Source organism: Devosia psychrophila (assembly GCF_000971275.1).
GTDB classification, from domain to species: domain Bacteria; phylum Pseudomonadota; class Alphaproteobacteria; order Rhizobiales; family Devosiaceae; genus Devosia; species Devosia psychrophila.
Map to the genome: position 1 here is coordinate 1 of NZ_LAPV01000154.1, position 8,896 is coordinate 8,896.

9 protein-coding genes are annotated in these 8,896 nt (G+C 57.2%); 1 reads left to right on the forward strand and 8 read right to left on the reverse strand.

What is annotated here, in order from left to right; all coding sequences use genetic code 11:
- The coding region (locus WH91_RS17660; protein WP_046169027.1) for an IS5/IS1182 family transposase at positions 1–230 on the forward strand (230 nt) is incomplete at its 5' end.
- A gap of 186 nt (positions 231–416) precedes the next feature.
- Here WH91_RS17660 and WH91_RS17665 read toward each other — a convergent pair.
- From WH91_RS17665 to WH91_RS23670, 8 genes are all read right to left on the reverse strand, one after another.
- A complete protein-coding gene (locus WH91_RS17665; protein WP_083416378.1) occupies positions 417–905 on the reverse strand; it encodes a GNAT family N-acetyltransferase in 489 nt (162 codons plus the stop codon).
- A gap of 35 nt (positions 906–940) precedes the next feature.
- Positions 941–2,014 carry an ABC transporter ATP-binding protein gene (locus tag WH91_RS17670; protein WP_046172344.1) on the reverse strand — a complete coding sequence of 358 codons (1,074 nt, stop codon included), beginning with the start codon at positions 2,012–2,014 and terminating at the stop codon, positions 941–943.
- 31 nt (positions 2,015–2,045) lie between these two features.
- Complete coding sequence (locus WH91_RS17675) at positions 2,046–4,154, reverse strand: ADP-ribosylglycohydrolase family protein (protein WP_046172338.1); 2,109 nt, start codon at positions 4,152–4,154, stop codon at positions 2,046–2,048.
- Positions 4,155–4,179: 25 nt separating this feature from the next.
- Positions 4,180–5,013, reverse strand: a complete 834-nt coding sequence (locus WH91_RS17680) for a carbohydrate ABC transporter permease (protein WP_046172339.1) — start codon at positions 5,011–5,013, stop codon at positions 4,180–4,182.
- The gene (locus WH91_RS17685) at positions 5,010–5,855 is read right to left on the reverse strand and encodes a carbohydrate ABC transporter permease (RefSeq protein WP_082102251.1); all 846 of its coding nucleotides are present in this window, start codon (positions 5,853–5,855) and stop codon (positions 5,010–5,012) included. The genes WH91_RS17680 and WH91_RS17685 overlap by 4 nt, the downstream gene beginning before the upstream one ends.
- A gap of 66 nt (positions 5,856–5,921) precedes the next feature.
- Positions 5,922–7,247, reverse strand: a complete 1,326-nt coding sequence (locus WH91_RS17690) for an ABC transporter substrate-binding protein (protein ID WP_046172341.1) — start codon at positions 7,245–7,247, stop codon at positions 5,922–5,924.
- A gap of 27 nt (positions 7,248–7,274) precedes the next feature.
- Positions 7,275–8,282, reverse strand: coding sequence for a LacI family DNA-binding transcriptional regulator (locus WH91_RS17695; protein WP_046172342.1), 1,008 nt, complete (start codon positions 8,280–8,282; stop codon positions 7,275–7,277).
- Between the two features lie 444 nt (positions 8,283–8,726).
- Positions 8,727–8,896, reverse strand: a 170-nt coding sequence (locus WH91_RS23670) for an IS5/IS1182 family transposase (protein ID WP_046172343.1), incomplete at its 5' end; no start/stop codon positions are given.

Here is an 8,896-nt window from a genome sequence, read left to right on the forward strand (position 1 = left end):
TGTTGAGCGGCATTGTTCCGGTGATCCCACCCAAAGCCAACCGCAAGAACCCGCCCCCATGCGACTTCAAGGCATACAAGGACCGCAACCGCATCGAACGCATGTTCAACAGGCTCAAGCAGTTCCGCCGCATCGCAACACGCTTCGACAAGACCGCGAAATCCTTCGCGGCCTTCCTCGCCTTAGCCGCTGTAAGGATATGGATACCGTACTTTGTCAACAGGACCTAGTAAAGGATCAATCAAGCGGGGTTTTACTAACAGCATCATCATTTTAGATGTCCATTCGAATCCGCCGAGAAATGTCTAACTGGCGACGCTGTCGATTGTCCCGGCAACTCCACCACCAATGGCGGCTTTCGCAAAATCGATGGCCCGCATACGGCTTTGGGTCGCGAACGGTCAGGGCGGCTTTGGTTAGGACGTAGGCCTAGTGGCTGACTTTTCGAATTTCAGCATGCCGTCTGAACTGCCGGCATGGCTCCAGAGGCTTTTTCGCAAGAGCCCCTGCGCAGGAATGTTGCGCGAGGCAACGAACGCTGTCCACTTTGCAGTTGGCGGATGCCCCGGCCAATCTGACACAAGATGCAACGCTCTGGATGCGATCCCTTGCTCACGAAGGTCGGGATCCACTGCGATGTCAGTGATGTAATGAGATGGGTGCTCAGCGTCACCCCAAACACATCCGATCAAAGCGACCGGCTTTGTTTCAACTGTGGCCACTAGTTGCACGCCATTGCGTTCCGCAAGGACGGCATCTAACCAATCGGTGCCCATGGGTCCAAGCTCGCGATCCAACTGCGCATCTTGAAACCACTTCTCAACCCATGGCCAGTCACTGGCGAGGAATTTGCGAAGCTCCATTTGCTGACCACGTGCAACGGCAACAACGTCGGACTTGTCCACTTGGGGTTAAGCCATAGAGCCTTACCAATTGACTTCTAGGTTATTGCCATTCCCGTTACGCCATCAAATATCGTGGCACCGTCAGCGTCTGGCAGCACGTGTATTATTTCACCAGGTTGTTTTGTAATTCGCTCTCTAAATACCCCGACAATTGGCTCACCTGCAAATTTCATGTGGACTTGGGTTTCCGAGCCCATCGGCTCGACAACAATGATTTCAGCGGCAATTCCTTCGACACCTGAGCATAGCCTGAGATGTTCCGGGCGGAATCCGTATTGCACCACTCTGCCTTCGGCGCCATCGCCCTGGGCAAGTAGTGGCAACTCTAGGCCCTCACCGGTCTTGACGACTTGGCCTGTGCCCGACGCGACGACAGTGCCTGCGATGAGATTCATTCCTGGCGAACCAATGAAGGTCGCGACGAATATATTGGCTGGATGATCGTAAAGCTCGAGCGGGGTGCCAATTTGCTCAACGCGCCCATCGTTCATTACGACAATCTGATCGGCCATCGTCATGGCCTCAACCTGATCGTGGGTGACGTAGACGGTCGTAGTCTTGAGCCGCTGATGTAGCGCCTTTATTTCCGCACGCATTGCCACGCGCAACTTGGCATCAAGGTTCGATAGAGGCTCGTCGAACAGGAAAACCTGCGGATTGCGCACTATCGAGCGTCCCATTGCCACGCGCTGACGCTGTCCTCCTGAGAGTTGACGCGGATAGCGATCGAGCAACGGCGTCAGACTCAGGATTTCCGCAGCCTTGGCGACGCGCGCAGCTTTTTCTGCTTTGGGCGCTTTAGCCAGCGTCATCGAGAAGGCCATGTTCTCGGCGACCGTCATATGCGGATAGAGCGCGTAGTTCTGGAACACCATGGAGATATCGCGCTGCTTGGGGGGCAGATCGTTGACCACCTTGGCGCCAATGCTGATCGTACCTCCTGAAATATCCTCCAGACCGGCAATCATACGGAGCAGCGTGGATTTTCCGCATCCCGATGGCCCGACCAGCACGACGAACTGGCCATCCGGTATATCGACGGATACGCCGTGCAATACCTCAAGACCCGCATAAGACTTGGTGACGTTGGCAATTGCTACAGAAGCCATGATGGTTTTCCCGTTCCTGTCCTGTTGCGCATCAAACAGCGCCGATCCGCACTTCATCGGTAGATAGCGCGCCTTCGTGCACCAAGAGGCCGATCCCGCCATTGGCAAAGGCACCTTCGCTTGTATCGGTGGCCTCGAGCGAAATGCCGTCAAATGATGCGCTAAGGCGGCTTCCCATTACGCTCAGTTGCACTGCTATGGTTTTTTCGAACACCAGGTCGTAGCTCGTCTCGGCCAGAACTGTGGTCTCTTCATCGCGTTGCCGCACAATCTGCAGCTTGCCTTCGCGGGTCGCCCGGACCGCATAGTAACGCCGCAGACCCTGCACGCGTACGGCGACGCCACCGTAATTCCCCAGATGGATGACGATGTCCGTCGATACCGCGTAATCGGTCCAGTGGCGAGTACCATGGATTATGATTCCCTCATCGCGCCCCTGCGAAATGCGGAAGCTTGGTGGGAAGCGCTTAGAGAAAAAACTCACGCCATTGACCCAGGCCATGCGCCAGAAATCGCCATCGCCGGCAGGACGGTGGAGCACCAGATTGGGCGCCCCGTCCCAGCGCAGATAGTCGAGCAGCACGCGACCATCAGCCCGGCGACCGTCAGTAGTGAGTGCGATGCCAATTTCGGCAATGGGCTGGCCATCCAGATCGGGCACTACCCACGATATGAGGCGATCCTCGCCCGGCGCCAGCGAAACCACATCCCCATCTATGTCGCGTAACTCATCATGGGCGTCATAGGCTCGCAACCGCAGGCGCACCGAGATCGATCCGGTATTGGTGCGGTCGGCCACGACACGAGCCGAGACGTCTTGGCCTGAATAGACCAGCGGCGTCGCCATCAGATCGTAGGTGCGCATGTCGAGCACTTCGCGCGGCGAGAATGTCGGCGTTGTCACGGCGGCAAGCTGGCCTGGGCCAAGCGCCTCGTAGTTGATCGACAAGGCCCGCGCGCCTTCGAACTCCACATTGCGGATGCGCGGAGCGCCTGATGCGTTGTAGCCGTCGACGGCACGGAAACCCTGCTGGCTGCCCGGCAGCGAGAAGTGATACTGCGCGCCGTTCTTGGGCGGATCAAATGGGGCGTTACCTGCCAGCTTCATGCCCAGATTGGCCACGTAGTAAGCTTGCCGCACGGCGTCATTGATTGAATTACCACCATCCGCTGATGAAATCAGCAGCCGGTCGGCAATCGGCCCGCGCCAGTCAGGCCCAGCATCGAGGCCCTCAAGGCCCAGCATGATACCCATCAGGCACCCAACGTTGCCGGCATTGCAATCGGTGTCCCAGCCAGAGGTGTTGACGATCATCTGGGCGCGCTGGAAATCGTCAGGGGCATAGAGCACCGCCATGATCATCAGCGCATGATTGGGCACCACATGGCAATTGCCTGGATATTTGTCATAGCCGTACTGGTCCTCGATCTTCTGACGCGTATCGCGCCAGTCCGGGTTCTGTTTGTGCCAGGCCCGAACGTCTGCGATCAGTCTGGTAATCAGGCTCTCGTCGGGAATGAACGACAGGCCGGTATCGATCAGGTGGTTGATATCGCTCGAGGTGAACGCCTCGGCCTCCATGGCTGCCCATAGGACGGCGGCGTGGACGGATTCTCCGTCATGGCTGACCTTGCCCGCCTGCTCTGCGAGCTTTGCCGCCACCGCTGGTTGGCCCGGCGCGACCATGGCCCAGCCATCAATGAAAATCTGGGCGCCGATCTGTTCAGCAACTGTCGATCCATTGGTAGCAATAGAGCCGCTATGGGGCGCTGAAATGCCCTTTTTCAGGTTAAGCCAGGCAGTGTGCTCGGTGGAATTGCCGCTTCCACCCCACCACAGTATGGCGCGTTCCTCGACGATGTAGTTGAGCCAGGCCTTGCCGATATTTTCAGCCGAGAGATCGGTGGAAATCCCATAATCTTCCAGCGCCCGTACGAAGGTGAACGTGCCAGCAACATCGTCGTCCGTAACTACCAACGGCTGGTTGAGCCGTTCGTGGACGTAATACTCGATGGGCCCGAGCTCTTTCATTATCTTTTGGTAGGTCCAACCCTCAAACGGCCGGCCGACATAGACGCCCACTAGTTTGCCAAGCACGCCAGCATAGACGCGTTCCAGATAATCATTCGGAACCTGCATTTCTCTCTCCCAAAAATGATTTGGTTCAGCCTTTGACCGAGCCGCCTGCCATGCCCTCGATGAAGCGGCGCTGCAGGAAAACGAACAGAACGACGATAGGAAGGACGATGATCAGCGCGGCGGCCATGATCTCACCCCAGTCGGAGCTGTATTGGCCGCTCAACAGGAAGAACGACACCACCGCGGTCACCTTGTCCTGCTGCTGAAGGAAGGTGGTGGCGATTAAAAACTCATTCCAAGAATAGAGCCCGATGATCAGCGCCACGGTCAGGATGCCGGGCGATACGATTGGCAGCATCACCTTGGTGAACACCTGCCAATGGGTCGCGCCATCGATCAGCGCAGCTTCCTCGAGCTCCTTGGGAACGGCGAGGAAATAAGTGCGCAAGAGCATGATGGCAAATGGGCTATAGATAGCGGTGTAGACCAGCGACACCGCGAAAACGTTGTTGATCAGCCCCAGCTTTGCAAACCCGAAATAAAGCGGAAACAGGAACAACTGGATCGGCGCTGTCGTCGTCGCCAGCAAATAGCCTGTCACCAGCCGCCACGACTTGATCTTCTTGCGTGCTAGCACATAGGCGGACATCGAGCCGGTGACGCAGACCAGGATAATGGTCATGCCGGTCAGCACGATCGAGTTTACGAAAGTCTGACTGAAACGGGCATCGTTCCAGGCCCGCGTGAAGTTATCCCAACGGATCGTCTGTGGCAGCGCCAGCGGATTGAGCACAATTTCCTGTGCGCTCTTTAGTGAATTGAGCACCAGCAGCGCTATGGGAAACAGCGCAGTAAATGCGCCAATCGCCAGCACGAAATAGGTGATGGTGAGCGTCGTACGGCTTTCGACCAGCCTCATTGTTCGCCCTCCTGCGATTGCACGCGAATGTAAAAATAGGTAGCGACGAGGCCAAAGAGGCTGATGACCAGCGCGGTCGCCGCCGCCTGCCCCACGTTGAGATCGTAGAAGGCTTTGCGGTAGGCGAGCGTTGACAGCACTTCGCTCGAAAAAGCGGGCCCGCCCTGGGTCAGAATGTAGACAAAATCAAACACCAGAAATGACCAGATCACGGTCATTATCATCATAAGCGTGATGGTTGGCCGGATGCCGGGCAGCAGCACGTAGCGCATCATCTGCCAGAACGTGGCGCCCTCGATGCGCGCCGCCTCGATCTGTTCTTGGGGCACCTGGCGCAATGCCGCAAAAAAGATCACGCAGAGAAAACCCCACCAGTGCCAGAGGTCCACGGTCGCCACTCCGAACAGCGCCGTTGTGGGCAAGGACAAGGGATTGACTACCGGCAGTCCGCTCTTTTGCATCAGTCCGAACAGGCCGGTCACCGGGCTATAGATCATGCCCTGCCAGACCCGGGCGGTGATGGCGGTGGCTATGATCACTGGAAGGAAATAGACGACCTGGAAAAATGTGCGGCCTCTTGGCGCGATTAGCAGCATGGTTGCTGCCAGCAGGCCCATGGCGATGGGCACCACCAAGAAGATCGCGGTCCAGATCAGGTTATTGGTGAGCGCCGACCAGAACACGCGATCGCCGGCCAGCGCCTGAAAGTTGCCCAGGCCATTAAATACAGGCGCGGAAATACCATCCCAGCGAAAGAACGCCAAGGCGATCGTCAGCAGGGCCGGAACCAGGATAATGACGAAATTGATCGCCAGTGTCGGGACAAGATAAAGCCGGTGCATGGCGTCCTCTACAAACTTTGGGTGGCAGGTCGTTCCTGCCACCCAGGCAGGTTGAAAAACGCTGAGCTATACGCGTTCTGGAATGGCCGGAACCTTGCCCTCGGACTGCTCCTGCTTGAAGGTTTCGTCGAGCTTGGCCAGGAAATCGGCGGTGGTCAGCTTGCCGAGCCAGATTTCCTCGATGCCGCTGACGATGTAGGTGTCAGTGGCAGGCGGCAGAAAGGTCCAGGTCGTATAGCCGTACTGGTTGGCGTTGACCGCATCGGCCAGCCCCTTCATGGTCTCGGTGTAGAGCGGCAAGACTTCCGCACCCACTTGCACCTTGCTGAGGTCCTTGAGCGGCGTGTTCCACTCCCCCTGCCAGACCGTATTCATGTCGCCATAAAATTTGTCGGAAAATACATAGTCGATGACTTCGGCAGCGCCTTCGGGGTTCTTCGAGGTGGCAGCGATCGAGAAAGTGGAGCCGATGCCCAGGGCATAGATCGGATAGTCGACGCCCTCGGCGCTCGGGAAGCCGACAAAGCCGGGCTCGGCATTGTTCTGGGGGAAGTAGCGCGGCACATTGGTGAAGTTCCAGGTGCCGGTCGGGGCCATGCCGGCCTGCCCTGTCGCCACCTGGGCAAATGCCTGCTCGCCGGTCAGCGAGAAGTAGTTCGGCCCGAAATAGCCGTTCTGCCACCACTTGTTGAGCGTATCGATGGCCGCGACGAACGGCTCGGAGGTCCACGGAATTTCGCCCTTGAGCGCCTTATAGAGGTTGTCCGGGCCAGCGACCGAATTGAGCACCAGCGACACATAGTGCTCATTGGCAGGGCGCCAATCGGCATTGCCCGCTCCAAACGGCACAATGTTCTTGGCCTTCATGGCGTCGGCAAGCGTTTCGAGTTCAGCTATGGTTTTAGGCGCGGCCCAACCGTTGGCATCAAACAGTGTCTTGTTGAAGAACAGCCCCAACGTCTCGTAGGTCTTGGGCAAAGCATAGAGCTTGCCGTTGTACTTACCGAGTTCGATAAATACCGGCAGGATACGCTCGTTCCACCCGAGGCTGGCTGCAAATTCATCGAGTGGTAGCAATTGACCCGCCTGAGCCATGCTGGCGACGTAGCTGGGCCCGGCCGTGTAAACCACATCTGGTCCACTGCCCGAGAGCATGGCCACGCGCAACTGCTTGTCGAGCTCGGAACCGCGGAAATCGATGGTCAGTTGCTCATCTGGGTGCGCCTCATTGAATGGTGCGACAACCAGGGTCCGCAAAAATTCCTGGTTCTCCGGCGCAGCGGTTTCATACCACCAGCTAATCGGCTTTTTCTCCTGCGAGAATGCCGTGCCGCCCATCAGCGACATTGTGACCAGGCCAAGGCCTGCCTGCACGAAAGTACGTCTCTTCATGGTTTCCTCCTCCAAGGTTATCAGGCGTTATGTCGAACCACGTTCCACCAGACTGAACGGCATTTCGATTGCGGTACCGATCGTCGTGGATACTCCCCGCAATCGCTGCATTAGGATTTCAGCGGCTTTGACGCCCATCTGGTACTGAAATTGCGCCACGGTGGTCAGCGATGGCGTCACCAATTTGGCCGCAGATATGTCATCGAATCCTACCACCGCGATATCCGCCGGAATGGCCACGTTGCGTTCGCGTAGCAATTGCATCACGCCAATTGCCATCAGGTCATTGGCGGCGAAAATGGCTGTCGGACGTTCTTCGCGCTGCAAAATCTTCTCTGCCGCAGCAAAGCCGTTCTCCTCGCTGAATGCAGTTTCCAACATCACATCTGGGATCAGCGATGCCGCGGCCAGAGCCGCCTTGTAGCCTTCGATGCGCACCGCCTGCGGCCCGCCCCTACCTGCCACCATGGCGATCCGGCGATGTCCCTTCGCGATCAGGTATTGCGTCACTGCAAAGGAGGCAGCTTGGCTATCGACATAGATGTCATCAATGGCCAGATCGCCACCGCGTTTTTTTGCGGACTCGATACGAACGACAGGCATGCCTGCGTCGATCAGGGGCTTAAAGTCCTGGGCACGCAGATTGAAGAACACACCGATCAAGCCATCAACTCGCCCTTGCCTGGACCAGTCGAGAAAATGGCGCTCTCGCTCCATCGTGCCATCGGTGTTAACCGCAATCACATCATATCCGAGGGTATCTGTTACCGACTGTATGCCCCTCATCAGGGCCGGGTAGAATGGGTTGGTAATATCAGGAACCATGCAGGCGATCGTCATGGTGCGATTGGTCTTGAGTGCCTGAGCAAAGCGGTTCGGCGTGTATCCCAGCTCTGCTGCCGCCTCGTTGATCCGATAAAGCGTTTCCGCCGACAGAGCTGGCGAGGGAGAACCGCTCAAAACCATGGATACGCTGGCTTGAGACACACCGGCCAGTCGAGCAACATCCTTCTGAGTGGCACGACGACCCTGCACAAATCAAATCCTTATACGTATTAGTGATACGTATAAGGCTTCCAGAACTCATGGTTGTCAAGCCACGCATTTGGGATTGGGCGACCTCAGTGAACGTCTGAAATGGGGACGGTTGCTAACCGGCAGCAATGGGGTGGAAAGCGGAAGGGCGGCTTTGCATTTGCTGGCACTAAATGCAGAACAATTGACGCGAATGGAGGCGCATATCCGACCAGTCCAACGACTGGCATCAACAATTGAATACTTGGTGCGACAACCGTATGGCCAGAATGCCGTTTCATCCCGCCGGCGAGGCGACGGAAAGGTGCAGTGCATTGGGCTGTTTGGCCCGCCAACAGACATAAGGTTAGCACTGTTAGTTGGGCTGATCGAGGCTCCTGCTGGACAAATGGCCGCTGTTAGCGAGGCCGTCCTGTCAAAGAGCGTGTCTAGGGTCCGGACTCATTACAGCCACCAGATAACGGCTGCGGCGAGGCTGACGGCGCCTATGAAGTTTCGGACATTGCGGTCGAAGCGGGTGGCAATGCGTCGCCAGTCTTTGAAGCGGCAGAACATGCGCTCGATGACGTTGCGCTGCTTGTAGATCGCGCGGTCGTAGTTGTACTGGATCTTGC

Bases quoted from the DNA above. Each gene is read 5' to 3' on its own strand.
- WH91_RS17670 (WP_046172344.1), bottom strand. From the start codon at position 2,014: ATGGCTTCTGTAGCAATTGCCAACGTCACCAAGTCTTATGCGGGTCTT.
- WH91_RS17675 (WP_046172338.1), bottom strand. From the start codon at position 4,154: ATGCAGGTTCCGAATGATTATCTGGAACGCGTCTATGCTGGCGTGCTT.
- WH91_RS17680 (WP_046172339.1), bottom strand. From the start codon at position 5,013: ATGAGGCTGGTCGAAAGCCGTACGACGCTCACCATCACCTATTTCGTG.
- WH91_RS17685 (WP_082102251.1), bottom strand. From the start codon at position 5,855: ATGCACCGGCTTTATCTTGTCCCGACACTGGCGATCAATTTCGTCATT.
- WH91_RS17690 (WP_046172341.1), bottom strand. From the start codon at position 7,247: ATGAAGAGACGTACTTTCGTGCAGGCAGGCCTTGGCCTGGTCACAATG.